This window comes from Variovorax humicola (assembly GCF_037889915.1).
Taxonomy (GTDB): domain Bacteria; phylum Pseudomonadota; class Gammaproteobacteria; order Burkholderiales; family Burkholderiaceae_C; genus Variovorax; species Variovorax humicola.
Genome location: NZ_JBBKZV010000011.1, coordinates 17,358 through 42,173 on the forward strand (window position 1 = coordinate 17,358; position 24,816 = coordinate 42,173).

Annotated in this window: 23 protein-coding genes; 9 read left to right on the plus strand and 14 right to left on the minus strand. The window is 64.5% G+C overall.

All coding sequences use genetic code 11. The features are described from left to right. Positions 1–347 precede the first annotated feature (347 nt). The 3 genes from WKW80_RS18380 to WKW80_RS18390 are packed head-to-tail and all read right to left on the minus strand — an operon-like array spanning position 348 to position 2,714. On the minus strand, positions 348–1,199 hold the full coding sequence (locus WKW80_RS18380; protein ID WP_340365005.1) for a fumarylacetoacetate hydrolase family protein: 852 nt from the start codon (positions 1,197–1,199) through the stop codon (positions 348–350). A 28-nt stretch (positions 1,200–1,227) separates the two neighbouring features. Then, entirely contained in the window at positions 1,228–1,983 is a 756-nt protein-coding gene (locus WKW80_RS18385) for an SDR family NAD(P)-dependent oxidoreductase (RefSeq protein WP_340365006.1), read from the minus strand. Further along, positions 1,980–2,714 (minus strand): SDR family oxidoreductase, encoded by a 735-nt coding sequence (locus WKW80_RS18390; RefSeq protein WP_340365007.1) that lies wholly within the window; start codon positions 2,712–2,714, stop codon positions 1,980–1,982. The genes WKW80_RS18385 and WKW80_RS18390 overlap by 4 nt, the downstream gene beginning before the upstream one ends. 151 nt (positions 2,715–2,865) lie before the next feature. Between WKW80_RS18390 and WKW80_RS18395 the strand changes: the two genes are divergently transcribed. The 4 genes from WKW80_RS18395 (at position 2,866) to WKW80_RS18410 (ending at position 7,258) form a co-directional block, all read left to right on the plus strand. Further along, positions 2,866–3,576 (plus strand): FadR/GntR family transcriptional regulator, encoded by a 711-nt coding sequence (locus tag WKW80_RS18395; RefSeq protein ID WP_340365008.1) that lies wholly within the window; start codon positions 2,866–2,868, stop codon positions 3,574–3,576. A gap of 86 nt (positions 3,577–3,662) precedes the next feature. After that, positions 3,663–5,189 carry a UxaA family hydrolase gene (locus tag WKW80_RS18400; protein WP_340365009.1) on the plus strand — a complete coding sequence of 509 codons (1,527 nt, stop codon included), beginning with the start codon at positions 3,663–3,665 and terminating at the stop codon, positions 5,187–5,189. 68 nt (positions 5,190–5,257) lie between these two features. Then, positions 5,258–6,187, plus strand: coding sequence for an SMP-30/gluconolactonase/LRE family protein (locus WKW80_RS18405; RefSeq protein WP_340365010.1), 930 nt, complete (start codon positions 5,258–5,260; stop codon positions 6,185–6,187). A 6-nt stretch (positions 6,188–6,193) separates the two neighbouring features. Further along, entirely contained in the window at positions 6,194–7,258 is a 1,065-nt protein-coding gene (locus tag WKW80_RS18410) for a malate/lactate/ureidoglycolate dehydrogenase (protein WP_340365011.1), read from the plus strand. A gap of 91 nt (positions 7,259–7,349) precedes the next feature. Here the strand turns inward: WKW80_RS18410 and WKW80_RS18415 are convergent, their stop codons facing one another. The 5 genes from WKW80_RS18415 to WKW80_RS18435 form a co-directional block, all read right to left on the minus strand. Continuing rightward, complete coding sequence (locus WKW80_RS18415; protein WP_340365012.1) at positions 7,350–8,798, minus strand: nicotinate phosphoribosyltransferase; 1,449 nt, start codon at positions 8,796–8,798, stop codon at positions 7,350–7,352. 63 nt (positions 8,799–8,861) lie between these two features. Further along, complete coding sequence (locus WKW80_RS18420; RefSeq protein ID WP_340365013.1) at positions 8,862–9,932, minus strand: bifunctional nicotinamide-nucleotide adenylyltransferase/Nudix hydroxylase; 1,071 nt, start codon at positions 9,930–9,932, stop codon at positions 8,862–8,864. A 197-nt stretch (positions 9,933–10,129) separates the two neighbouring features. Beyond that, positions 10,130–10,774, minus strand: coding sequence for a nucleoid occlusion factor SlmA (gene slmA, locus WKW80_RS18425; protein WP_340365014.1), 645 nt, complete (start codon positions 10,772–10,774; stop codon positions 10,130–10,132). Positions 10,775–10,940: 166 nt separating this feature from the next. Further along, positions 10,941–11,834 (minus strand): acetylglutamate kinase, encoded by an 894-nt coding sequence (gene argB, locus WKW80_RS18430; RefSeq protein ID WP_340365015.1) that lies wholly within the window; start codon positions 11,832–11,834, stop codon positions 10,941–10,943. Positions 11,835–11,884: 50 nt separating this feature from the next. Beyond that, positions 11,885–12,979, minus strand: coding sequence for a glycosyltransferase family 4 protein (locus tag WKW80_RS18435; protein WP_340365016.1), 1,095 nt, complete (start codon positions 12,977–12,979; stop codon positions 11,885–11,887). A gap of 44 nt (positions 12,980–13,023) precedes the next feature. Here WKW80_RS18435 and WKW80_RS18440 point away from each other — a divergent pair, with 44 nt between their 5' ends. Further along, the gene (locus WKW80_RS18440) at positions 13,024–13,776 is read left to right on the plus strand and encodes a glycosyltransferase family 2 protein (protein ID WP_340365017.1); all 753 of its coding nucleotides are present in this window, start codon (positions 13,024–13,026) and stop codon (positions 13,774–13,776) included. Between the two features lie 62 nt (positions 13,777–13,838). Here WKW80_RS18440 and WKW80_RS18445 read toward each other — a convergent pair whose 3' ends face one another. From WKW80_RS18445 to WKW80_RS18455, 3 genes are read right to left on the minus strand one after another with little or no spacing between them, the layout of a single operon-like run. After that, a complete protein-coding gene (locus tag WKW80_RS18445; protein ID WP_340365018.1) occupies positions 13,839–14,825 on the minus strand; it encodes a glycosyltransferase family 2 protein in 987 nt (328 codons plus the stop codon). After that, positions 14,822–16,687: a glycosyltransferase family 2 protein gene (locus WKW80_RS18450; RefSeq protein ID WP_340365019.1), complete on the minus strand. Its 1,866-nt coding sequence runs from the start codon at positions 16,685–16,687 to the stop codon at positions 14,822–14,824. The genes WKW80_RS18445 and WKW80_RS18450 overlap by 4 nt, the downstream gene beginning before the upstream one ends. Positions 16,688–16,714: 27 nt before the next feature. Continuing rightward, positions 16,715–18,724, minus strand: a complete 2,010-nt coding sequence (locus tag WKW80_RS18455; RefSeq protein ID WP_340365020.1) for an acyltransferase family protein — start codon at positions 18,722–18,724, stop codon at positions 16,715–16,717. 216 nt (positions 18,725–18,940) lie between these two features. Between WKW80_RS18455 and WKW80_RS18460 the strand changes: the two genes are divergently transcribed. Then, positions 18,941–19,744, plus strand: a complete 804-nt coding sequence (locus tag WKW80_RS18460) for an ABC transporter permease (protein WP_340365021.1) — start codon at positions 18,941–18,943, stop codon at positions 19,742–19,744. 6 nt (positions 19,745–19,750) lie between these two features. Then, positions 19,751–20,509: an ABC transporter ATP-binding protein gene (locus WKW80_RS18465; protein WP_340365022.1), complete on the plus strand. Its 759-nt coding sequence runs from the start codon at positions 19,751–19,753 to the stop codon at positions 20,507–20,509. A gap of 248 nt (positions 20,510–20,757) precedes the next feature. On the opposite strand, the gene WKW80_RS18470 is transcribed toward WKW80_RS18465, so the two are convergent. Genes WKW80_RS18470 through WKW80_RS18480 form a run of 3 tightly spaced genes read right to left on the minus strand, consistent with a single transcriptional unit; the run spans position 20,758 to position 22,807 of the window. Beyond that, positions 20,758–21,327 (minus strand): hypothetical protein, encoded by a 570-nt coding sequence (locus WKW80_RS18470; RefSeq protein ID WP_340365023.1) that lies wholly within the window; start codon positions 21,325–21,327, stop codon positions 20,758–20,760. A 46-nt stretch (positions 21,328–21,373) separates the two neighbouring features. Next, positions 21,374–22,357 carry a lysylphosphatidylglycerol synthase transmembrane domain-containing protein gene (locus WKW80_RS18475; protein WP_340365024.1) on the minus strand — a complete coding sequence of 328 codons (984 nt, stop codon included), beginning with the start codon at positions 22,355–22,357 and terminating at the stop codon, positions 21,374–21,376. A 36-nt stretch (positions 22,358–22,393) separates the two neighbouring features. Beyond that, positions 22,394–22,807, minus strand: coding sequence for an FAD-dependent monooxygenase family protein (locus WKW80_RS18480; protein WP_340365025.1), 414 nt, complete (start codon positions 22,805–22,807; stop codon positions 22,394–22,396). A 336-nt stretch (positions 22,808–23,143) separates the two neighbouring features. Here WKW80_RS18480 and WKW80_RS18485 point away from each other — a divergent pair, with 336 nt between their 5' ends. After that, entirely contained in the window at positions 23,144–23,839 is a 696-nt protein-coding gene (locus tag WKW80_RS18485; protein WP_340365026.1) for a TylF/MycF/NovP-related O-methyltransferase, read from the plus strand. A 3-nt stretch (positions 23,840–23,842) separates the two neighbouring features. Then, entirely contained in the window at positions 23,843–24,559 is a 717-nt protein-coding gene (locus tag WKW80_RS18490) for a class I SAM-dependent methyltransferase (protein WP_340365027.1), read from the plus strand. Positions 24,560–24,816: the final 257 nt, after the last annotated feature.

Genomic DNA, 24,816 nt, shown 5'->3' on the forward strand with positions numbered 1-24,816 from the left:
TGCGGCGCCTCCCCCCGAGGGGGCGCACCCGGCGGCCCGGCGAAGCCGGCTCCGCGGGTGCCCACGAACTGCCCTCGCCCTGCCGCATCGGTCTCATGCGTCGCGGGTCACGCGATAGCGTGGTGGAAAACCGATGTGCGCCCAGACGTCAAATCAGGCGCAGCTCAATTCCAGAAACACCGCGGAACCGGCTTTGCCGGCCCGCTGGTGTTGCCCCCGGTAGGGGGTGGGAGGAGCGCACGAAGTGCGCGCAGCCTGGGGGCGAGCAACAAGCCTTCCGGGCCGCTGGTGTTGCCCCCGGCAGGGGGAAGGAGGAGCGCACGAAGTGCGCGCAGCCTGGGGGCGAGCTAAATCTTGAATGGAACGACTTCCTGCCGCTGCTCGCCAAGCCCATCGATACCCAGCGTCATCACATCGCCCTTCTTGAGAAACACGGGCGTCGGCTTGATGCCCATGCCGACGCCGGGTGGCGTGCCGGTGGTGATGATGTCGCCGGGTTCCAGCGTGTTCAGCGCACTCACGTAGCTCACGAGCTTGGCGACGTTGAAGATCATGGTCTTGGTGTTGCCGGTCTGCATGCGCTTGCCGTTGACGTCGAGCCACATGCCGAGCTTCTGCGGGTTGGGCACTTCGTCGCGCGTGACGAGCCACGGACCGATCGGGCCGAAAGTGTCGAAGCCCTTGCCCTTGTCCCAGGTCAGGCCGTGCTCGAGCTGCCATTCGCGCTCGCTCACGTCATTGATCAGGCAGTAGCCGGCCACGTAGTTGAGCGCGTCCTTCTGCGAGACGCAGCGCGCGCGCGTGCCGATGACCACGCCGAGCTCGACCTCCCAGTCGCCCTTGACCGAACCCTTGGGCAGCATCACCGGGTCGTTCGGGCCCTGGATGCAGCTGACGGCCTTGGTGAACACCACCGGCTCCTTCGGAATGGGCATGCCGGACTCGGCGGCGTGGTCCGCATAGTTGAGCCCGATGGCGATGAACTTGCTGACGTTCGCAACAGGGCAACCGTAGCGCGGCTTTCCCTTGACCAGCGGCAGCTTGTCGGTCTTGAGCTTGCGCAGCTTGGCGAGCGCGGCATCGCCGAGCTGGCTGCCGCCGAAATCGCCGACCACGGCGCTGAGATCGCGCAGCTGGCCGTTGTCGTCGATCAAGCCGGGCTTTTCCTTGCCGGGGTTGCCATAGCGAACGAGTTTCATCAGGAAGTCCTTTCTGGGAGAAAAAGAATCAGTAGGTGGCGCGGCCGCCGGAGAGGTCGAACGTCGCTCCGGTGGAGAACGCGCAATCCTCGGTGCAGAGCCAGGCCACCATCGCCGCAATTTCCTCCGGAGTGCCGAAGCGCCCCATCGGAATCTTCGACAACATGAACGCAATGTGTTGCGGCGTCATCTGGTCGAAGATCGCGGTTTTAACAGCAGCGGGCGTGACGCAGTTCACTCGCACGCCCGTGTCGGCCAATTCCTTGCCAAGCGACTTGGTCAGCGCGATCACGCCGGCCTTGCTGGCGCTGTAGGCGCTGGCGTTCGGGTTGCCCTCCTTGCCGGCCACCGAAGCGATGTTGACGATGCGCGCCCACGGGCGCTCGCGCAGATGCGGCACCCATTCACGACAGCAGATGAAAGTGCCGGTGAGGTTGACGTCGATGACCTGGCGCCAGGCGTCGACGGGGTAGTCGGCGACTTTGGTGTTGGGTCCGGTGATGCCCGCGGAATTGATCAGCGCATCGACCGTGGCGCCGGGCTCGCGTTGCGCCAGCGTGGCTTGCACGGCCTTGGCCACGCCGGCGGCGTCCGATACGTCGACCGCCACGGCGGACGCGTCGGCGCCCAATCGCTGCGCCGCTGCGTCGACGGCAGCCTGGTCGCGGTCCCACAGCGTGACGCTGCCGCCGGATGCCAGCAAGCGCTGGGCAATTGCAAAGCCCAATCCGGTGGCGCCACCGGTGATCACCGCATGGCGGCCCCGGAAGTCGAGTTGGTTCATATCGTGATGCCGCCGTCGACCGTGAATGCCTGGCCGGTGGCGAATATCGCCTCGTCGCTGGCGAGGAACACGATCACCGGCGCGATCTCATGCGCCTGCGCCAGCCGGCCCATCGGTTGCCGCGCAATGAAGGCCTTGCGCGCCGCTTCCGGATCTTCGTTGGCATTGATGCGCTCACCGAGCGACGGCGTGTCGACCGTGCCGGGGCACACCGCATTGCAGCGGATGCCCTGCTGGACGTAGTCGGCCGCCACGCTCTTGGTCAGGCCCAGCACCGCGGCCTTGGTGGTGCCGTAGACGAATCGGTTCGGCAAGCCCTTCATGCTGGAGCACACGCTGGCCATGTTGATGATGCTGCCGGCGCCCGCCGCCAGCATGCGCGGCAGCACCGCCTGGATGGTCCAGAACTGCGCGCGCACGTTCAAGTTGAAGGCGAAGTCCAGTTCGGCGTCCGTGGCGCCGATCACCGGCCCGTTGTGCACCACGCCCGCGCAGTTGAACAGCACGTCGACGGCCGGCATGCGCGCGACCAGGGCGTTGATGGCGCTCTTGTCGAGCACGTCGAGCACGGCGGTCTGCACGTTGGCGGTGCCGGTATAGCTCTCCAGCAACTTCGGGTTGACGTCGGTGGCCCAGACCTGCGCGCCCTCGGACGCCATGGCCAGCGCGGTCGCGCGGCCGATGCCCTGCCCGGCCGCGGTGATGAGGGCGGTCTTTCCTTTGAGTCGCATGAAGTCTCCTGGGGTGGAATGAGGCGGCGAGGTCCCGTTGAGGGTTTCGCCCGATGGTTGCGGCGCGGCGCAACTCCTATTCTGAATTGGCCTTACCACTTGTCCACTTCTGGACAACCCTTAACAATCCGCGAAATGTGCGCGAAACGCCGTGCCCTTGCAATCCATCGAACCCAAGCGCCTGTACCGCCAGATTGCCGACCAGTTGCGCGCACTGATCGGCAAGGGCGAGTTCGTCACCGGCGCACGACTGCCCGCCGAGCGCGATCTGGCGCGCCAGTTGGGGGTGAGCCGGCCGTCCGTACGCGAGGCACTGATTGCGCTGGAAGTCGAGGGGTGGGTCGAGGTGCGCACCGGCTCCGGCGTGTACGTGCTCGACCGGTCGAAGCGTTCGACAACATCTTCTGTTGAGATCACCGAGTGGGGTCCGCTCGAATTGATCCGCGCACGCCGCGTGGTGGAGGGCGAGACGGCGGCACTGGCTGCGATCCACGGCAAGCGCCGCGACTTCGACGCCATGCGGCGCGCGGTCGACGCCATGCGCGAGCAAGCCGACCAGAGCGTGATGCCGCTCGACGGCGACCGCGCCTTCCATGTCGCCATCGTCGAGGCCAGCGGCAACGCGGTGCTGGTGGAGACGGTGCAGGGCTTCTGGGACTCGCGCTACGGCCCGCTGTTCACCCGGCTCGGCGGCTATTTCGAAACGCCCGCCTCGTGGCGCCAGGCCATTGCAGAACACGACGCCATCGTCGCAGGCATCGTCTCGCGCGACCCCACTGCCGCACGCGCGGCCATGCATGCGCACATGGACAAGTCCCACCAACGCTACAGCGCAAGCTGGCGCCGTGCCCGGACGGCTTGAGATGACTGCCGCCATGACCTGCGTTGCGTCGTTGGTAATGCGGCTGCCCAAGAATACGGCTCCTCCCCCGAAACAAGAGACCCACGATGAACCCCTTTATCCGCCTCCATCCCGCCGATGACGTGGTCATCGCGCGTGCGCAACTGGTCGGCGGCACCACCGTCGAAGACGTTGCGGTGCGCGGCCTCATCCCGGCCGGCCACAAGGTGGCGATGCGTGCGATCGCAGTTGGCGAACCGGTGCGCCGGTACAACCAGATCATCGGCTTTGCCAGCAAGCCGATCGCGCCGGGCGACCACGTGCACACGCACAACCTCGACATGGGTCCCGACAAGGGCCACTTCGAGCGCGACTATGCCTTCGGCGCCGACGTGAAGCCCGTGCCGCCACGGCGCGAAGCCACGTTCCTGGGCATCAAGCGCGCCGACGGCCGCGTGGCCACGCGCAACTACATCGGCGTGCTGACCAGCGTCAATTGCTCGGCCACCGCGGCGCGCGCCATCGCCGACCACTTCTCGCGCAAGACCAACCCTGCGGCGCTGGCGCCCTATCCGAACGTCGACGGCATCGTGGCGCTCACGCACGGCACCGGTTGCGGCATGGACACGCAGGGCCTTGGCATGCAGATCCTCGAACGCACGCTTACGGGCTATGCGACGCATGCCAACTTTGCCGGCGTGCTGGTGGTCGGTCTGGGCTGCGAGGCGAACCAGATCAATGCATGGCTGGCGACGGGCTCGCTGTCGGAGGGCGAGAACTTCCGCACCTTCAACATCCAGGACACCGGCGGCACGCGCAAGACGGTCGAGAAAGGCATCGCGCTCATCAACGAGATGCTGCCGCGCGCCAACGCGGTGAAGCGCGAGCCGTGCAGCGCGTCGCATATCACGATCGGGCTGCAGTGCGGTGGATCGGACGGCTACTCGGGCATCAGCGCCAACCCTGCCCTCGGCCATGCGGTCGATCTGCTGGTGGCCCACGGCGGCACGGCCATCCTCAGCGAGACACCCGAGGTGTATGGCGCAGAACATCTGCTGACGCGCCGTGCGGTGCGGCGCGAAGTCGGCCAGAAGCTGGTCGACCGCATCGCCTGGTGGGAGCACTACACCGCCATCAACGAAGGCGAGATGAACAACAACCCTTCGCCCGGCAACAAGGCCGGCGGGCTCACCACCATCCTCGAGAAATCGCTGGGCGCCGTGGCCAAGGGCGGCACCAGCAACCTCGAGGCGGTCTACGAATACGCAGAGCCGGTGACGGCGCACGGCTTCGTCTACATGGACACGCCCGGCTACGACCCGGTCAGCGCCACGGGCCAGGTCGCGGGCGGCGCCAACATGATCTGCTTCACCACCGGCCGCGGCTCCGCCTACGGCTGCGCGCCCTCGCCTTCGCTCAAGCTCGCGACCAACTCGGTCCTGTGGAGGCGGCAGGAAGAAGACATGGACATCAACTGCGGCGAGATCGTCGACGGCACCGCCTCGATCCAGGAGATGGGCCAGCGCATCTTCAACCTGGTGCTGGCCACCGCATCGGGCGAACACAGCAAGAGCGAAACGCACGGCTATGGCCAGAACGAGTTCGTGCCCTGGCAGGTCGGCGCAGTGATGTAGCGAAGCGGATGTAGCGCGCGGGCGCATTCATCGCGCGGTCCTCAAGATCAACAACAAGGAGACATTGAATGACCACCACACCCTTCGGCTTCCTGGACGGTACCGGCTTCGAACGTCTGGACCCGCGTTTCAGCACCTGCCTCCCTGGCCCCGAGCGCGTCGTGCGCCTGTGGACCGGCGGCCGCTGGTGCGAGGGCCCGGCGTGGTTCGCCGCGCACCGAACGCTGGTGTGGTCGGACATTCCCAACAACCGCATGATGCGGTACGACGAACTCAATGGCACCGTGGGCCTGTGGCGCCAGCCGTCGAACAACACCAACGGCAACACGGTCGACCCTCAGGGCCGGCTCGTCAGTTGCGAGCACCTGGGCCGGCGCGTGGTGCGCAACGAGCATGACGGCACGCAGACGGTGCTGGCCTCGCACTGGCAAGGCAAGCGGCTGAATTCCCCGAACGACGTGGTCGTGCATTCCGACGGCGGCATCTGGTTCACCGACCCGAGCTACGGCATCCTGTCGGACTACGAAGGCCTGCGCGCCGAAAGCGAAGTCGGCTGCAACGTGTACCGCGTCGATCCCTCCAGCGGCGCGATCGAGGTGGTGGCCGACGACTTCGTGAAGCCAAACGGCCTCGCGTTCTCGCCCGATGGATCGATGCTCTACATCGCCGACACGGGCGCCAGCCACGACCCCGCCGCGCCAAAGCACATCCGCCGCTTCAAGGTCAACAGCGACGGCCGCAGCCTCGGCGCCAACACCTTGTTCGCCGAATGCACCAACGGCCTGTTCGACGGATTTCGCATCGACACGCTGGGCCGCATCTGGACCAGCGCCGGGGACGGCGTGCATGCCTACGACCCCGACGGCACGCTGATCGGCAAGATCCTCGTGCCGGAACCCGTGTCGAACGTCTGCTTCGGCGGGGTCAGCCGCAACCGACTTTTCATCACCGCGACGACCTCGCTGTATTCCATCTACCTGAACGCCAGAGGACTTTGATTCTTCATGCCCCAAACCCTCGCAGCCCCCCTCCTGCGCGCGCAGTGCGCCAGCATCCTGGTCGCGGCCGGAAGTGCGCCCGCGGAAGCGCAACAGGTCGCCGACAACCTCGTGCTGGCCAACCTCAGCGGCCACGACTCGCATGGCGTCGGCATGCTGCCGCGCTACGTCGACGCCATCGCCGAAGGCGGCCTCACGCCCAACGCCGGCATTCAGGTGAATGTCGACATCGGGACGATGCTCGCCATCGACGGACAGCATGGCTTCGGCCAGATCGTCGGCGTGCAGGCGATGGAACTCGGCATCGCGCGCGCCAAACAGCACGGCAGTTGCATCTTCACGCTGGCGAGCGCGCACCACCTGGGACGAATCGGGCACTTTGCCGAAATGGCGACGGCGCAGGGCCTGGTGTCGATGCACTTCGTGAACGTGCTGTCGCGGCCGAACGTGGCGCCGTGGGGCGGCGGCGACGGGCGCTTCGGCACCAACCCGTGCTGCATCGGCATTCCGCTGGCGGGTGCCGAGCCCTTCCTGCTCGACTTCGCAACAAGCCGCGTGGCGCAGGGCAAGATGCGCGTGGCCCACAACAAGGGCGAACGCGTGCCCGACGGCTACCTCATCGACGAGCGCGGCATGCCGACCAACGATCCCGGCGTGGTGGTCGTCCCGCAAGGGAAGGGCCTGTTCGGCGCGCTGATGACCTTCGGCGAGCACAAGGGCTACGGCATGGCGGTGGCCTGCGAACTGCTCGGCGGCGCGCTCACCGGCGGCGGCACCTGGCACCGACCGGCCGATGCCGCGCGCACCGTGCTCAACGGCATGCTGACGGTGCTGATCGACCCGGCCAAGCTGGGCACGCAAGCCGCCTTCGCGCAGGAAGCCAATGCCTTCGTCGACTGGCTGCGCCAGAGTCCACCGGCTGCCGGCGTCGACCACGTGCTGATCGCCGGCGAGCCCGAGCGCGCGGCGCGCGTGGCGCGCGAACGCGACGGCATCTGGCTCGATGACGCAACCTGGGGCGAAATCGTCGCGTCGGGCGCAAAGGTGGGCGTGACGGTCAAAGCCGCATAGCACCCTGCATCAGTTCCCTCTCCCACCCCTTCTCCCTCGCCTCTCCCTCTGCCTCCGGGTGAGGGTTGGGGTGAGGGCACCCTCTCAGCCCCTACAACGGCGCCCGCGACGGCACCACCTGCCCAACCCCGGACGCCGCGCGCCGTCGCACTTCATCGAAAGTGGTTTGCCGCACGATCTCGCCATCCTCGAACACGGTCTCCAGCATGTCCGGCTGCCCATCGACAAGCTCGTCGATGCGCAGCGTCTGCACGCCGCCGTTCGCATCGTTCGTGAGCGCAAGACGCCCCTTCTTCGACGCCTTGCCGAGGTCGCCGACAGGTGACTTGTAAACGTCGCGCCAGGCGCCCTTCACCTGCATTGCCGAACACTTCATCGCCCACTGCATCGTGTCGCGATTGACTTGCTGAAGCAGGCCGCCGCCCATGCCGAACGCGATGTTCTCGGCCGAATAGCCGTTGTGATACAGGTTCGAAAGGCACAGCCGCAGCGAGTCGAGGTTCACGCCATCGCCCTGGATGATGCGCACGTTGTTCAGCACACGGTAGCCCTTGCCATTGGTCGTGGTGCCGAAGCGCGCGGCCAGGATGTCCGCGACCTTGAGCACCGTCTCGACGGGGTCGCCGCTGTCCGGCCGCACGACGAGCGTGGCGCCGGATTGCACGATCAGTTCCTTCAGCTCGGTGCCCCAGATGCGGTCGCAGGCATTGAAGATGTCATAGCTGTCGCTCACCACCGCGAACAGCGCGCCCGGCTTGCCGAACTGCGTGACCATGTTGCGGTAGGCGTCCGCTTCGCGGTCGCGGCCCCAGCCGGTGATGGTGCTGTGCTCGGCCGCGGGAATCGAGAAGCCGGCCATGTCGCAGTCGTAGTAGCGACGCGCCGCGACCAACGCGCTGAGGGTGTCGGTGCCCATGAAGTTCACCAGGTGCGCCATGCCGCCCAACGCCGCCGATTCCAGGCTCGACACGCCGCGAGCGCCGAAGTCATGCAGCTTGAATGGAATCTGGCCTTGTGGGTCGTCGCAGGTCGCGTCGAGGTAGCGCAGCAGCGTCGCCTTGGCCGCGGCGGACAGCGTGGCCACGGTGGTCGGATACCAGACGGCGCGCAGCAATTCGGTCTCCAGGTAACTCGTGAGCCAGAAGAACTCCGGATCGGTGTTCTCGATGGTGGCAAGCACGTTGTGCACCGGCACCACGCTGCCTTCGGGCACCGCCCGGATGCGCACCGGCATGCAGCCGCCATGCTTCTCGACGAGACGCAGCCAACCTTCTCGATTGAAAGGCTCGCCATGCGCCGCCAAGAGGGCCGTGGCCTCATCGACATCGTCGAGCGTCACCGGCGTCGAAAGGTATTCGCGCAGGTAAGCCTGCAACCCGAAGAACACCGAATGGCTGAAGACGCCCCCGCGCGACTCGATGTAGCTGAACACGGTCTGCGTACCGGGCGGGTACTGCATCCAGTGCGACGCCTTGTAGGAATCGGTGCGCAGCAGCAGATTGCTGCCGAGGGACGAACGATAAGCATCGCGACGAGACATGTGAAAGCTCCTTTCACGCTGGCGGCCGTCAACCGGTCGCCGTTTCTGCAAAATGGCCAGGCTTCAGTTCTTGCCCAAGCCGCCCAGGAAATGGTTGGCAATGAAGAAGTGGTCCTCGTACATGCTTTCCTGCATGTCGAGGAATTCGGCGATCGGCACCCAGCGCACGGCGGCCGCGTCGTCATCGGCCCGCACGTCTGAAAGCCCCGTCCACTGGTTGTGCGACAGCTCGAAGAAAAAGCCGTGCGTGATGGTGCGTCCCCGCTGCGAACGGTCCGGCGCGTCGAACACATGGCTGCCCTTCATGCTGCCGTGGAGCACGGGGACCGGGACCTTGAGCCGCGTCTCTTCCTTGAGCTCCCGGATCGCCGCGTCCTGCAGCCGTTCGCGCTGTCCCACGAAGCCGCCGGGCAACGCCCATGTGCCCTTGCCGGGATGGAACTTGCGTTGCACCAGCAGGATGTGCCCCGCCTCGACCACCACTGCATCGACCGTCGTGTAGATCGGCGGAAACTCGCTGCCCGCATAGCGGTACTTGTCGCGGTAGTCGATGAGGAAGGCGCGCTCCTCGCAAAGCGCCTTGTAGTCGTCCGTCTGCGCAAATCGCTCGAGGAAAGCCGCGGTGCCGTCGGGCAAGTCCGACGGCGAGAGCTGCCCCCGCACTTCCGGGTCGAGGTAGAGATTGCGCACATCCGTCGCGTGGATGCTTTCGACGGCGTGCAAGCCGACGAACTCCCACGATGGAAACAGCTTGAGGTAGTAGCTCGACGCATCCTTGAGGTGGCCAACCAGCGCGACCTTCACCTTCGCCGGCTTGCTGCCGTCCTGCACGATGAGCTTGTCCACGGCGGACTGGATCGATGCGATCCAGAGTTGGTCGTTGTACGGCGAGTCGCCCACGCCGGTAACGCTCACTCGCATCTGGTCGTTGCTGCGCAGGCAGGCGCGCACCATGCGCTCCCGTTCGTCGAAAGTGAAGGGGTTCTTTGCGCTGCGCGGCTTGCGATCGGAGCCGACCACAACGATGACGCGATCGGCTGCGCGTGCAGCTTCCTCGATGAGTCGTTGATGACCGAAATGGACGGGCTGGAAACGGCCGATGACGACCGCGTACGGGTACTTGCGTGTGCTCACTTGGGAATCCCCCAAAATTGGCGCGATCAACTCGCGCTTGCAATCACGATAGCACCGGCGTCCGGATCCTCCAACACGCGCCGCCGAATTTCACGGCATCGTGTGTGCCAGGCGCATCAAATCAGGCGCGCCTCATGCGCAGCCGCCCGGCCAGCGCGAGCCCATGCCGTCGAGGGTGAACCGCCAATCCGCCAGGATCAGAGCATCAGTCCGACGCTGGCGTCCAGGTGTTCCGATGGCATGCGCCGGAAACCCGAGCGCGCGAATCGCTGCAGTCGCCCGACCAGGAACGCCGTGAGCGCCGCCGCGCGCACTTGCGCATCGACGGTGGGCGTGGCCGACCCTTCGGCCGAGGCTGCACCGCGCAAGGCCAGCCGCAACGTGGATTCGATCTTGTCGAAGAACTGGTTCATGCGGCTTTGCAGGCGTTCGTTCTCGTAGACAAGCGCGTCGCCGACCATCACGCGCGTCATGCCAGGGTTCTTTTCGGCGAACTGGACCAGCAGCGAGATGATGCGGGCAGCCTGTTCCTGCCCGGTCCCGTCGCGCTCGGTGACCTGGTTGACAAGGGTGAATACGCTTTGCTCGATGAAGTCGATGAGACCCTCGAACATCTGGGCCTTGCTGGCAAAGTGACGGTAAAGGGCCGCCTCGCTCACATCGAGCTTGGCGGCCAGCGCGGCAGTGGTGACGCGATCGGCACCCGGCTGTTCGAGCATGGAGGCCAGCGCCTGCAGAATCTGCACGCGACGTTCACCCGGCTTGGGGCGCTTGCGCGGGCCTGCCGAAATGACTTCTGCCGGAACTGCGTCGGCGGGCGCGCCAGTCTCTTCGTGCTGCATGTGTGCCGTCAAAGATGTAATGAAATGATTCTCGCATAGGGTAGTTAGTACGCGCCTACCCAAAACTACCCATAGCGTACCGAATCAGCAACATTTGCACACAATCTACGCACATTCCCGGCACAGAGCGCATTCGGCCGCGCGACGCGCGCACTGATCCAACGCTTCAGCGAGCGCGAATCATCGTGCCGTAGGCCTGGTCGGTCAGGATTTCCAGCAGCATCGCGTGCGGCACCCGCCCGTCGATGATGTGAACCGCGTTGACGCCGCTCTTGGCCGCATCGAGCGCGCCCTCGATCTTGGGCAGCATGCCCCCCGAAATCGTGCCGTCGGCGAACAGGTCGTCGATCTCGCGGGCGCTCAGGTTGGTCAGCAGATTGCCGGCCTTGTCGAGCACGCCGGGCGTATTGGTCAGCAACATCAGCTTCTCGGCCTTGAGCACGGTCGCCAGCTTGCCGGCGACCACGTCGGCGTTGATGTTGTAGCTCTCGTTGTCCGCGCCGAAGCCGAGCGGGCTGACCACCGGGATGAACGCGTCGTCCTGCAGCGCCTTCACCACGCTGGGGTCGATGGCAACGATCTCGCCGACCTGTCCCACGTCGTGGTGCAGGTCGGGGTCATCGCGGTCCGGCATCTTGAGTTTTTGCGCCCGGATCAACCCGCCGTCGCGTCCCGTCAGGCCAACCGCCTTGCCGCCGGCCTGGTTGATGAGCCCCACGATGTCCTGCTGCACCTCGCCGGCCAACACCCATTCGACCACTTCCATGGTTTCGGAATCGGTCACGCGCATGCCCTGGATGAAGTGGCCCTTCTTGCCGAGCTTGTTGAGGGCAGCTTCGATTTGCGGGCCGCCGCCGTGCACCACCACCGGGTTCATGCCGACCAGCTTGAGCAGCACCACGTCCTCGGCAAAGTCGGCCTGCAGGGCGGGATCGGTCATGGCATTGCCGCCGTACTTGATGACGATGGTCTTGCCGTGGAACTTGCGGATATAGGGAAGCGCCTGGGCCAGGATCTCGGCCTTGTCGCGGGGTGGGATGTTCAGGACGTGATCGGTCATGGGAGTCGCTCAAAACAAAGTGGGCGGATTTTGCAACCAAATGCCCAGGGTCAGGGGCGCAGCCAACGCGGCACCTTGAAGCGCACGATCATCAGGTAGGCGATCACGTACGTCGTGACGAACAACAGGCAGAACAGCATCAGCACGATCGTCCTGTTCCAGAACAGCACCGCCGGCACCACCGACAGCGCGGCGAACATCCACAGATAAGGAGAAGTGCGATTGTTGCGGGCCAACAGCTGGCGGGCCTCGTCGTCGGCAAAGGCCACGCGCACGATGCGGCGGAAGATCAGCTGGTGGAAGTGCAGCGCGTCCGCCGTACCGGGTGACTGCCCGCGCGCCAGCTTGCGGTAGATCGAGAACAGCGTCTCCCATACCGGGTAGATGAGCAGCAGCATCGGGAACCAGGGCGAGACATTGGGATGCCGCTTGACCAGCGAGACGCAAGCCACCGCGATCACGATGCCCCAGACGTAGGCGCCGCCATCGCCCGCGAAGATCTTTCCGCGTGGGTAGTTCCACATCAGGAAGCCCAGCGTGGAGCCGACCAGGCAGATCACCATGCCGGCCAACTGGCGGTCCCCGACCTGCAGCGACACATGGGAAATGGCAAGGCACACGAGCACCGCCACGGTGCCGGCCAGGCCGTTGTATCCATCGATGATGTTGAACGCGTGCGGCAATCCGCCGATGGCCAGCGCTGCCAGCAGCATGGCCGCGTAGGGCACGGCGCGCATCCAGCCGTCGATCGTCGAAAAGCCGGTGCGATAGACGCCCAGGTCGAGCAACCAGCACAGCAGCAGCGCCGACCCGATCGTGAGCCCCAGCCGATACCGGATCTTCACCCTCTGCGTCACGTCCTCCATGATCCCGCCGAGCACCGCCGGCGCGATGCACAGCAAGACGAGGCCGGAACCCACCAGCGGCCAATACACGTTGAACGGATCGCCCGGCCACCCGGCCGCCAGCCATGCGAAGCCGGTGCCGATGAAGATGCCGGCTCCGCCGAGACGCGGCACATGGCCTTTGTGAAAGCGCTGCGGCATGTCTGCACCATAGCGCCGCGCATGACGACGCGCGCTGCGCATGAATACCAGCACGGCAATCGCTGAGGCAAGAAAACTGATGACGATCAGGGCAATCATTTGAAGTGGGGCAGGAACCTAGAATTCCCGATCGAAATTAGACCATGCCAACGCCGTCTTCCAGCCCCGCCAAACCCATCACCGTGTCGATCGTGAGCCATGGGCAACTGGCATTGATCCTCCCACTGCTCGAGCAACTGGACCGGTTCAGCACGGCCATGGTCGAGAAGGTGGTGCTCACCATCAACATTCCCGAACCGGACCTGATCGCGGGCAGGCAATGGCAGTTTCCGGTCGAGCGCATCGACAACCCTGCGCCGAAAGGTTTTGGCGCCAACCACAACCAGGCCTTCGCGCGCTGCAGCAGCGACTGGTTCCTGGTGCTGAACCCCGACATGCGCTTCGACAACGACGTGCTGTCGCCGCTCGTCGCGCAGGCGGCGCCCGACGCAGGCCTGCTGACGCCGCGCATCCTCGAACCCGGCAAGACCGCGCCCGAGCAACACCGGGCCATCATCACGCCGTTGGAGATCCTCACGCGCAAGCGAGCAGGCTATCGAATCCCCGACGTACCGGCCTGGGTCCCGGGCCTCTTCATGCTGTTGCGCAGCAAGGCCTACGCGCAGGTCAAGGGCTTCGACGAGCGCTTCTTCATGTATGGCGAGGACTTCGACATCTGCGCGCGCGTACGGCTCGCGGGCTGGAAGCTGCAGGTCGGGGAGAACCTGAGGGCGCGCCACGAAGCCCAGCGGGCCAGCCATGCCAGCCGCCGGCATCTGAGCTGGCATGTCAGCAGCTTGCTGCGGGTCTGGCTGTCGTCGGCGTTCTGGCGCTACCGCGCGCTGCCGCCGGCATAGCGCTCGACTTCGGTCACGACACCCCGTCACTCCCCCCGTCAGTCCGCAAGTCGGTCAGTCCGTCACCCCGATTCCAGAAGATCCTGCGCCACCGACTGCCATCCGCGGTCGAAGCGCTCGTAGCGGCCGCGCGCTGCGGCCAGCAACACGGGCATCCAGCGCAAGAGCCGCGATGGCGGCAGCCCCGTCCTGAAGCGCTGGTGCGCCACCTTGTCGCGTTGCGCCTGCAGGCAGGCCGAGGGCACTTGCGGTCCAAGCGATTCGAGGCGCTCGAGCAGCACCTCCGCGCGGCGCAGGCGCTCGGCATGCTTGCGGCCACGCGGCGCCACGGCCTTGGCGAGCTTTTCACGCACGGTCGGCCGGCGCGCGCCGATCTGGTTGCTGGCATGCTGGCGGTAGTCGATCAACGGCTCGGGCACCACGTCCATGCACCCCGTCGCGGCAGCGATGGCGGCGAGCCATTCGTCATGCACCCACTCGGGCGGGAACGGCAGCGCCGCGGTCAGCAAGCTCCGGCGGAACACCGTGGTCGCGCCGGTGACAAGGTTGCGCCGTTGCAGCACGAAGAACGCCTGCCCTGCGGCGATGCCGGCGAGTTCCGAGGGCTTGACCTCCAGCGCCTCGAACAAAGTCGAGCCCAGCGGCGCCAGATCGCCATCGACCAGCCGCGCATCGGAATGCAGCAACAGCAACTCCGGGCGTGAACGGAACGCGTCCACCATGCGCGCCAGCCGGCCGGCATGCCAGGCATCGTCCTGGTCGCACAGCGCGATCAAGTCCGAGCGGCAGGCGCGCACGGCCTGCTCGAAGTTGCGCGTCACCCCGAGCGCAGGCCTGTTTTCCAGCACGGTCAGCGCGGGAGTATTCGCTGCGCCATGCTGAGCGAGCGTGGCGCGCACGATGGCCACGCTGCCATCGCTCGATTCGTCATCGGACACCACGATCTCGTCGGGCGGCGGGACCTGCGCGCAGATGCTTTGGACCTGTGCGACGAGGTAGCGCGCACCGTTGCGCGTGCAAAGCGCCACCGACACCGACGGTGCGCTCATGGCGCCTCGACGCGGGGTGGCCACGCGTAGCTGAAGTCTTCGCTGACGGCCGAGAGGTTGGGGTTGTAGGCCGGGTCGTGCCGAAGCAGGTCGGCCCAGCGCGACTTCATGTAGTTCTCTTCGCTCAGGAAGCGCTCTCGCTTTTCAGGCGCGGCGTCTTCACCCCGAGTGGCGGATTCGTGGTGGAACAGTTCGGCATATGGCGTCCACACATTGCGGTATCCCGCCTCGCGCAGGCGCAGGCAGAAGTCGATGTCGTTGAAGGCGACCTTCAGGCGCTCCTCGTCGAGCCCACCCACTTGCTCATAGACGGCCTTGCGCACCACCAGGCAGGCGGCCGTCACCGCCAAGAACGACTGGATCAGCGCGGCACGGCCGGCATAGCCGTTCAACCCGGCCGGCAGACCCTTGTTGGCATGGGTCGCGACGCCACCGCCGAGGCCCAGCAAGACGCCGCCATGCTGCAGCGTCATGTCCGGATACCACAGCCGCGCGCCCACCGCGCCGACGCCGGGCTGCAGGGCCAGGCTCACCATCTCCGACAACCAGTCGGGCGTGATGACCTCGATGTCGTTGTTGACCAGCGCCACCACCTCGCCGCGCGCATGCGCCACGGCCATGTTGTTCAGCGCCGAATAGTTGAACTCGCTGTCGTCCCGCAACACGCGGATGTTGGGCCGGGCGGCCAGTTCCGAGAAGTACGCCAGCGCAGCCGGATCGTCGGAGCCGTTGTCGACGATGACGATCTCATAGTTCGGATACGTGGTCTTGCGCACGATCGAGTCGATGCACTGCCGCATCAGCGCCAGCCCGTTGCGCGTGGGAATGATCAGCGTCACGAGCGGCGGCACCTCAGGCAAGGCGTAGCGGGCGCGATAGCCGAAGCCGACGTACTCGGCCTTGGCACGCACGCCCGTGCGCTCGAAATGCTCGTCCAGCGCCCGCTCGCCGGCGACTGCCGCATAGGGCTTGGCATTCATCGAGCGGGCGGTGCTTTCCGAATGAATACGCCAGTGGTAGAGCACGCGCGGCACATGCTGAACCTGCTGCGGGCCGATGCGCTCCATGCAGCGCAGCACCAGGTCCCAGTCCTGCGACCCTTCCATGCCCTGCCGGAAACCGCCCACCTCGCGTACCAGTTCCGTGGACAGCACGCCCAGATGGCTGAACACATTCTGCGAGCGGAACAGGTCCGGGTTCCAGTCCGGCTTGAAGTAGGGATCGGACCGCTGGTCCTTCTCGTCGATCTTGTCTTCATCGGAATAGATCAGGCGCACGTCAGGATTCTTCGCGATGCAGTCCGCAACCCAGAACAGCGCATGCTCGGCCAGCAGGTCGTCGTGGTCCATGAGCGCGATCCACGGGCCGCCGACCACTTCGAGCGCACTGTTGGACGCAGCCGAGATGTGGCCGTTCTTTGGTCGGAAGACGACCTTGATGCGCGCATCGTTCTCGCTGTACTGGCGCAGCACATCGCGCACCTCCTGCGACGGCGAGGCATCGTCGGCGATGCAAAGCTCCCAATGCGGATAGAGCTGCGAGCGCACCGATTCAATTGCCGCGCGCAACCACACCGGGTCGGGGTTGTAGGTCGGCATCAGCACCGAGATGAGCGGCGTCGCCTGCATCGCGGCCACGCGCGCGACGATGGCGGCACGCTGGTCCGTTGTCAGCACATCGTGGGCCTGCACCCAGGCCGCGTAGTTGTTGGCCGGCCGCGTGCGGCGGCGCAGTTCCCACATCACCCCCAACCGGCCGGCCTTGCGATAAACGCGCCACGCCTGCGGCATGCGCCCTACCAGGCGAGGCCCATGCTGCACGGCCTTGCCTGCGATGCGGAACACTTGAGCTAGACGTTTCATCGCCATCGTTCTCCCTGTTGTGCGCGACTATTTCGCCTGCGTGATAGCGGGGTCGAAGAACGTGGCGAACTGCTTGACGTAGGACGCGCGCAGGTGCGACGCGTCCTTGTAGATCGGCACGCCTTCGGCGTCGGTGCGCATGCACTGGCCCTGCGGCGTGCAAAGCGTCGCCATCGGGTCGATGACCGTGGCGCCACTCTGCTCGGCCACCTGCTTCAGCCGGTCGTGGATGGCCTGCTGCGACGCGGTGACCGGCGCGGTCGGGGACTTGCGCGCGGCCGACATGGTCTTGAGGCGGCTGCCGCTGATCAGCGTCTTGGGTTCGAAGTCGCCGTCGACCGGAACGTTGAGCACCAGGTACACCTTCTTGCCGGCGGCCTTCAACGTCTTGATGGTGGCAGCCAGGGCCTCGAACGAACGGTCCACGCCATCGCCGCCGCGCAGCATGTGGCGCATGCCGCCTTCGCGCAGGTAGTAGTGGTCTGGCGCGGGAACATCGGGCGGCGGGGGTTGCGGACCCACGTCGAAATAGCAGGCCCAGCAGGCGCCGAGCACCACCGTGTCGATCTGCGGGCTCAGCGCGAAACGCATCATGGTCTGCACGCGCTCGGGGCAGCCCGGATCGCGGTCTTCGACGAGGTTCGGGATCGGCGGGCATGCGCCGCGGGTAGCGAAGTACAGGCTCTGCAAACGGCCCGGATCGGTGCGTGCGATCTCGATGGCGCGCGGACCGTATTGCTCCACGTGGCTGTCCCCTAGCAGCAGCACATTCCCCTTGCCCTCGCCGATGCGGTAGACCGGCTGGCCATCGACCGCGATCTCTTTCATGTTGCCGGGGTAGCCCCAGTCGCTGCCGGCCGAGATGATGGCCTGCAAGGCCGGGTCGCTGTTGCGCGGCGGCAGGATGCGCGAGTACGCGATCGCGCCCACCGCGGCCACCGCCAGCATGCCGATCACCAGCCAGCGCACGGCAGCCGTGCCCTGGCTCTTGCGAATGGGCTGCTCGACGAAGCGATAGGTCAGCCAGGCGAGCGCCACGGACGCCGCCACGGCCACGATGCGCACGGTGAGCGGCGGCGTGCCGCCCTCGACGATGCGCGCGAACGCCAGCAACGGCCAGTGCCACAGGTACAGCGGATAGCTGATGAGGCCGATCCAGACGAATGGCCGCGAACCCAGCAGCATGCGGTTGAGCCACGCGCCCATGCCCGCCGAGATGCAGAGGCAGGCCCCCAGGATCGGCAGCAGCGCCCACCAGCCGGGAAAGGCCTTGCCCTTCTGGATCATGGCCAGGCCCAGCCCGATCAACACCAGCCCGGCGAGGCTGCGCAAGCCGGCGCCACTCACCCGGGTTCCAGGGAGCCGCTGCAGGCCCGCATGCGCGAGCAGTGCGCCGGCGGCCAACTCCCAGACGCGCGGCAGCGGTGAGTAGAACGTCGCATCGGCATGCCGGTGCACGCCGGCCACGTTCAACACGAACGACAGGGCCGCGGCAATGCTCATCCAGAACATCAGCCCGCGCGGCCCCTTCCAGCGCCAGACCAGCCCCAGCAGCAGCGGCCAGAAAATGTAGAACTGCTCCTCCACGGCCAGGGACCACAGGTGCAGCAAGGGCTTGGCTTCGGCGGCCGTATCGAAGTAGCCGGCCTCCCCCCACAGCACGAGGTTCTGGACGAACCCTGCGCTCGCCATGAGGTGCTTGCCGACCTGCTGGAACTCGTCGGACAGCAGCACGTACCACCCGAACGCGAAGGTTGCCGCCAAGACGGGCAGCAGCGCCGGGAAGATGCGCCGGATGCGACGCTCGTAGAACTCGCGATAGCTGAAGCCCTCGCCGCCGAGGCTGCCGAAGATGATCGTGGAGATCAGGAAGCCCGAGATCACGAAGAAGATGTCGACGCCAATGAACCCGCCGCGCACGACGGATGGGAATGCGTGGAAACCCACCACCGAGACCACGGCAACGGCCCGCAGGCCGTCGATGTCGGGGCGGTACTTGGGATGAAGGAGGTGGGGCGCTTCTTTGTGTGGCGGCATGCTGGCAAAAGTCAGGGCTGGACCCCGTGGGCGCCGCGGTGTTGCGGGGCGGCGTGTGATTATCTTCGCAATGGGGCGGTCTCGAACCCTCCCCATCGAGGCCAGGGCGCCACCCGCCACGCCCTCTCCCCTCAAGTAAGATCGCCCCTCACCCATCGACGGGTCGCCGACAAGCCGGAAGGTCCTCATCCAGTGCGCGAGCGACCCAACAAGAGCATGAGTCAAGCACATTCCAATCTACATCGCAGCGCATGGGCCGACTGGTGGGAAGGCACGCGCCGAACCGACATCTGGTGGACGCTCGCGTGGTTCGACATCGTGCTGCGCTACCGCCGCTCCATGCTCGGCCCGCTGTGGCTGACGCTGAGCATGGGCGCAATGATCGGCGGCATGGGGCCGCTGTACAGCTCGCTGTTCGGCACGGAACTGAGCAAGTTCTTCCCTCACCTGGCACTTGGCATCATCTTCTGGAGCTTCTTCTCCAGCATGGTGACGGACGCGTGCAACACCTTCATCGGGTCTGCGCACTACCTGAAGCAGGGCTATTTTCCAATCAGCCTCTTCGTCTGGCGCGGCATGGCGCGCAACCTGATCCAATTCGCGCACCAGATCGTGCTCTACGTCCCGGTGGCGATCTGGGCCGGCATCAGCCTTTCATGGTCGGCGCTGCTGGTGATCCCCGCCTTCCTGATCCTGCTGGTGAATGCCCAGGCGCTCGGCCTCGCGCTCGGCCTGGTCTGCACACGGTTCCGGGATGTGTCGCAGATCATCACCAGCGTCATGCAGATGCTGATGTTCCTGACGCCGGTGTTCTGGCTACCGGAGAGCCTGCCCGCACGTGCCAAGTACGTGCTCTACAACCCGTTCGCGCAAATGCTCGAACTGCTGCGCATGCCCCTGATGGGTGGCGTCGCCGATGCGCACAACTGGTGGGGCATCCTGGCATGGACGACACTGAGCGTGATTGCATCCGGCCTGTTGTTTTCGAAGTACCGCCGCCGCGTGGTTTACTGGCTGTAAAGATCCATGGCATCCATCTCCCTCAAGGACGCGTCCATCAATTTCCCGATCTATGGCGCGGGCTCCGCTTCGCTGAAGAAGACGCTGGCGTCTTCTGTCACGGGCGGCCGGTTCGGCCAGGACACGGGCGTCCGCGTCGTCCAGGCGCTCAGCAATATCACGCTGGACCTGAAGAGCGGCGATCGCCTCGGCTTGATAGGCCACAACGGCGCCGGCAAGTCGACGCTGCTACGCGTGCTTGCCGGCGTCTACGAGCCATCCTCGGGAGACTTCGTGCGAAGCGGCTCGGTCGCCAGCCTGATCGACCCCGCATTGGGCATCGAGCCCGACGCCACCGGCGTCGAGAACATCATGCTGCGTGGCCTGGTCATGGGCATGAGCAAGCGGCAACTGGACAACCTCACGCCGACGATCTGCGAATTCAGCGGCCTTGGCGACTACGTCAACATGCCTGTACGCACGTACTCCACCGGCATGTTGATGCGACTCGCGTTCTCGATTTCGACCAGCGTCGAGGCCGACATCCTGCTGATGGACGAGTGGTTGTCCGTGGGCGATGCAGAGTTCACCGGAAAGGCGGAAACACGCATGAAGGACGTCGTGGCCAAGTCCGGCATCCTGGTGCTGGCTTCGCACTCGCTGGACCTGATCGCGAAGGAATGCAATCGCGTGATCTACCTGGAGCACGGTCGGATTGTCGAACCGACGGAAGCGCAGGTAGAGGCGCTGGCGAAGGCTCGGGCTGGGGCGACATCGGAGGTGTGACTCGTCCCTCGAACTGCGCCGCGAAAGTCGGCGAAGTTCGGGGAACGAGTCAAAGCGCGGTGTCGCGCGATGCGAAGAGCCTGCGCCACCAGGTGGACCGCTGCAGCTTCCGCCGCGTTCCCGTGAATGCAATCTCGGACTGGATCGTCCCGGACTTCGCAGTATTCGAACGGAGAGCAGATCAGCCTCGCACATGGATATGCGTCATCAGTGCGCCCGCGTGGCCGCCCGGCGCTGAAGCATGACGTTCAGGATCGAAAACTTCTTGCAGGCGTACGTCTCGACATCGAACCGGATTCGCCGACACCGCCAGCGCGGCCATCACCACAAACAGCATCCACGTCTGCAACACGCGGAACAGCAACTCGGCCCGCCGTGCCCAAAACGGCGCCCCCCGCCGAGAGGCACCAGCCAATCAGCAATCCGCTCAGGATCAGCAACTGCGCGACATGCAGCAAGGCGAGCGCCTCGCTCTTCGAGCTGAGCACCCCGGCCAACCACCCCCCGGCGGGTACGCGGAGCAGGAGGAAAACGAAGTCGTGCAGCTTGTCTACGCCTTCTGTGCCGAAGTCACGCTTCAGTCGCGCCGCAAGGCTGCCAATGAATACAAGAGCGACCATGGACGATGCGATCGGGCCATGCACCACGGCATAGTCATGGAACTTGTTGCCATAGTTCCATGCAATGGCGCCGACGATCAATTCCGAATAGCGCTGCGGCAAGTCGAACTGGACGTAGACAAACTCGGCACCGGCGGCAGCAAGTATCAAGGCGGCAAGGAAAAACCCCCACCAGCGCGCCTCGAATGTGCTGGCCACTTCGGCCCCCATCGCTGCATGTTGCCGCGCATGCTGCTCCTGAATTTCATGTCTGCGATCGGGTCAATGGCTCGGCTTCGGTTGATTGGCGGGGATGATGAATGTAGAACGGCAAGCCCGCCAGTCGCGACATGGCCCCCAATACCTGGAATGTGAGCCCGACCGCCGCGCCAACCGACACATGCAGCAAGCTCGAAAACACCAGGTCGAATGCCGCGGTGCCAATGCCAAACCCGCCCGCGAAGCCGAATGTATTGCCGAAGATCGCCAGTGGAAAAACCGCAAAACCTTGCACCACGCCAACCGACAGGCCGAACGCACGCGTGATGCAGAGCAACGCGACACACCAGCAGACATGGTTGAGAACCGACAGCGCCAGCACGGCGAAGAACTCCGCGGGGCGTTCGCGCAATGAGTTGAAGCTGCCGATCACGCCATGGAGGCGCGCACCGCCCGGCATGCGCATGACTGCTTCCTCGAAGCGCCGGTTGTTGTAGAGTCGCCGCGCGCCCAGCACGCGGAAGAACATCAGCGCCCCCGCCGTAGCCAGCGGCAGCAAGATCAACAGCTTGTTGCCGCCGGGAATCTGTCGCACGTAGTGCCAGCCAGCCACGATGGCGATGCTGGCCAGCAGGAACAGCCCAATCAGGCCCAGGACGCGATCGAACGCCACCGCCATGATTCCGCGCGTGCGCATGCCAACGCCCGCGTGCCGGACAACGTAGGCGCCCTTGATGATGTCCCCACCCGAGTTGCTCGGCATGGCCAGGTCGAAGAACGCGCCGATCATCGTCCAGCGCAGCGCCAGCTTAAACGGCACGTTCATGCCCTGATTGCGCAACACGATCCAGAAGCGAATAGAGACGATTGCGTAGCTCGGCAGCATCACCGCGAAGGCGGCCACCACCCACGGCCATCGATCGCCCAGCGCGGCAAAGGTGGCGAGGTTGATCCTATTGAATTGCACGAGCCCTGCAATCACGAGCAGGGCCAATGAAATCCGAAACCAGGCTGATCGAAAGACTCTCATCAGACGTAGCGCATTCCGTGGTGCGAGCGCATGTCGCTAGTCAAGCCTGGACCATTCGAACTTCAGATACTTCAGCAAGCGCCTACCGGTCGGCCAGATCTTGAAGTGCGTCGTCCCATGGGGGCGGCTGGCTTCCGAAGTGGGGAACTCGGCCCGCGCAATGCGCAGCTTGTAGGCGCGGACGACCATATCGATATCGATCGAGAGGCCATGATGCAGCACTTTCATCCGCGCAAACGCGCTCCTGGACCATACCTTGAAACCATGGAGCACGTCGAGGGGCGCGCCATCGACATGTTCAGACCGGCACGGACCGGCCGCCACACTTTCTTTCTCGACGACGAGGATGCTGCCTTGGTCGATGCCGCCGTCAATCAGCGAATGTGCAAGCATGAGCCCGGTCGGGCCCCCATCGAGAATGATGTAGGCGTACTTCTTCACTGTTTCCATCGAGGTGCGACGCGCTCGCGAAGGTGCACGCCAAGATGATCCCTGAAGTTCGGTGGCAGATCCCCGCCCGCACAACTATTTCGCGTGGCAACTGCGTGCCAGTTGACGATGATAATTCGCGACCATCAGGCCCCAGCAATCAGAATCTCGGCATCTTGCCACTCATCGTCGACCCGCAGGGACCGCCAGCGTCAGCCGCCAGCTGAAAGGGGTGATGGTTCAGGTCGCGAAAAACATCTGATAAGACTCAAGTCATCTGCCGTTGATTATTTTCGAACGATCAAGTTTCTTTTCGAGGCCATTCATAGTGCAAGCAATATATAAAGGAGCAACGCATTGACCGAATTTTCTCCCGTCGAAGCTTCGAAAGAGCAAGTAGCTATTCTGCAAAGGGTCAAGCCATATACGATGACGTCGGCCGAAAGAGTCTGGGCGACAATGCAAGCAGCCCAGCATGTAGCTCGCGCCCGCGTGCCAGGTGCCTTTGTCGAATGCGGCGCATGGAGGGGCGGGAGTAGCATGGCGGCTGCACTGCAGTTCCTTCTGGAGGATCAGGCCCGCGAATTGTTTGTTTTCGATACATTCGCGGGCATGACCAAGCCGGACGATATCGATTCCAGAGAGGGTCAACCCGCGATAACAGAGTGGGATAAACATCAAACCGATACGCATAACGAATGGTGCTACGCATCGAAAGGTGATGTAGCTAGAAACTTACAAGATACCGGCTACCCCCCAGATCTGATTCACCTCGTTGAGGGCGATGTGTCGGAAACCTTATTAAAAACAGAAAACCTTCCCGATCAGATCGCAGTGCTTCGCCTTGATACTGATTGGTACGCAAGCACAAAAGTTGAACTGGAGGCGCTATATCCGCGCCTAAGCATCGGCGGTGTATTAATCCTCGACGATTATGGCTGGTGGGATGGCGCCCGACGCGCTGTAGAAGAATATTTCGCAAATCGCCCGCGGCCCATGTTGAGCTACACTGATGTAACGGGACGTGTTGGTGTAAGGATTGTGGGGAACTGAGCAATGGGCGTCGACGTATATGTTCTTAAATTTTTGACTCATTGCCGCCAGCACTTCGGTCCTTTCAACCGCACTTTCCAGATAGGAAGACAAGGAATATACCTCGATCAGCGGCATCTTCCAATCGCAGATGCAATCGTGCGCGAGCATGGGATTGGCGAGAACTTCAGATCTGTAGGCGGATCAGAGCCTTATGCGGAAACACTGTTCAAAGCGCTTGGTGCGACCGACGTCATCTCTTGCGACGTTTCACCTTACGAAGGGGCGCATTTAGTCCACGATTTTAATAATCCGGTACCGGAAGAATGGCGAGGCGGGTTTGACACTGTTTTCGACGGCGGCTCAATAGAGCATATTTTCAATGCTCCAGTGGCATTGGCAAACCTGATGCAACTCACGCGAATCGGTGGGCGGGTACTATCAATCAACGGAGCGAACGATTTCCTTGGTCACGGCCTATATCAATTTAGCCCAGAACTAATGTTTCGGGTCTTTTCTGAGATAAATGGCTTCAAGATGCTTGCAACATTTTTAGTTGCGCTAGACAATTTGCCAACGCTCAGCCTGGCCGCCGATCCGCAAGCAAAAGGTGAAAGAATCGAAATAGGTCGCACAGGGCGAAGTACCTACCTGATGTTTGTGGCGGAAAAGATCGCGGAAGTTAAGCCTTTTCAATCGTGGCCGCAACAATCAGACTACACGCTGATTTGGAAAAAATGAGCTCAGCCGGTAGGGCGCGCGCCACGTGCGAGAGCGCCGGGACTCTCAGGGCAGCTGCCGCCTCCAGCGCCTTGAGGCGCTGCATTTATCCACTCGGTGAGCAGTCTGCGCGTAGAGCCCGCGCCAGTGGGCGAATTACGCCCGCGGCATCTACATGATCACGCCTAAGCCCCAGCGGCGCCACCAGCCGTAGACGAGGTGAACCGGCACCCGAATCATCCCGGGTGCCGCGACGCGATCAGACCCCACTCACGGCG

What these genes read in the sequence shown, in the direction of transcription:
- WKW80_RS18380 (WP_340365005.1), bottom strand. Translation starts at nt 1,199, where the DNA reads ATGAAACTCGTTCGCTATGGCAACCCCGGCAAGGAAAAGCCCGGCTTG.
- WKW80_RS18385 (WP_340365006.1), bottom strand. Translation starts at nt 1,983, where the DNA reads ATGAACCAACTCGACTTCCGGGGCCGCCATGCGGTGATCACCGGTGGC.
- WKW80_RS18390 (WP_340365007.1), bottom strand. Translation starts at nt 2,714, where the DNA reads ATGCGACTCAAAGGAAAGACCGCCCTCATCACCGCGGCCGGGCAGGGC.
- WKW80_RS18400 (WP_340365009.1), top strand. Translation starts at nt 3,663, where the DNA reads ATGAACCCCTTTATCCGCCTCCATCCCGCCGATGACGTGGTCATCGCG.
- WKW80_RS18405 (WP_340365010.1), top strand. Translation starts at nt 5,258, where the DNA reads ATGACCACCACACCCTTCGGCTTCCTGGACGGTACCGGCTTCGAACGT.
- WKW80_RS18410 (WP_340365011.1), top strand. Translation starts at nt 6,194, where the DNA reads ATGCCCCAAACCCTCGCAGCCCCCCTCCTGCGCGCGCAGTGCGCCAGC.
- WKW80_RS18415 (WP_340365012.1), bottom strand. Translation starts at nt 8,798, where the DNA reads ATGTCTCGTCGCGATGCTTATCGTTCGTCCCTCGGCAGCAATCTGCTG.
- slmA (WP_340365014.1), bottom strand. Translation starts at nt 10,774, where the DNA reads ATGCAGCACGAAGAGACTGGCGCGCCCGCCGACGCAGTTCCGGCAGAA.
- argB (WP_340365015.1), bottom strand. Translation starts at nt 11,834, where the DNA reads ATGACCGATCACGTCCTGAACATCCCACCCCGCGACAAGGCCGAGATC.
- WKW80_RS18435 (WP_340365016.1), bottom strand. Translation starts at nt 12,979, where the DNA reads ATGATTGCCCTGATCGTCATCAGTTTTCTTGCCTCAGCGATTGCCGTG.
- WKW80_RS18440 (WP_340365017.1), top strand. Translation starts at nt 13,024, where the DNA reads ATGCCAACGCCGTCTTCCAGCCCCGCCAAACCCATCACCGTGTCGATC.
- WKW80_RS18445 (WP_340365018.1), bottom strand. Translation starts at nt 14,825, where the DNA reads ATGAGCGCACCGTCGGTGTCGGTGGCGCTTTGCACGCGCAACGGTGCG.
- WKW80_RS18450 (WP_340365019.1), bottom strand. Translation starts at nt 16,687, where the DNA reads ATGAAACGTCTAGCTCAAGTGTTCCGCATCGCAGGCAAGGCCGTGCAG.
- WKW80_RS18455 (WP_340365020.1), bottom strand. Translation starts at nt 18,724, where the DNA reads ATGCCGCCACACAAAGAAGCGCCCCACCTCCTTCATCCCAAGTACCGC.
- WKW80_RS18460 (WP_340365021.1), top strand. Translation starts at nt 18,941, where the DNA reads ATGAGTCAAGCACATTCCAATCTACATCGCAGCGCATGGGCCGACTGG.
- WKW80_RS18465 (WP_340365022.1), top strand. Translation starts at nt 19,751, where the DNA reads ATGGCATCCATCTCCCTCAAGGACGCGTCCATCAATTTCCCGATCTAT.
- WKW80_RS18475 (WP_340365024.1), bottom strand. Translation starts at nt 22,357, where the DNA reads ATGAGAGTCTTTCGATCAGCCTGGTTTCGGATTTCATTGGCCCTGCTC.
- WKW80_RS18480 (WP_340365025.1), bottom strand. Translation starts at nt 22,807, where the DNA reads ATGGAAACAGTGAAGAAGTACGCCTACATCATTCTCGATGGGGGCCCG.
- WKW80_RS18490 (WP_340365027.1), top strand. Translation starts at nt 23,843, where the DNA reads ATGGGCGTCGACGTATATGTTCTTAAATTTTTGACTCATTGCCGCCAG.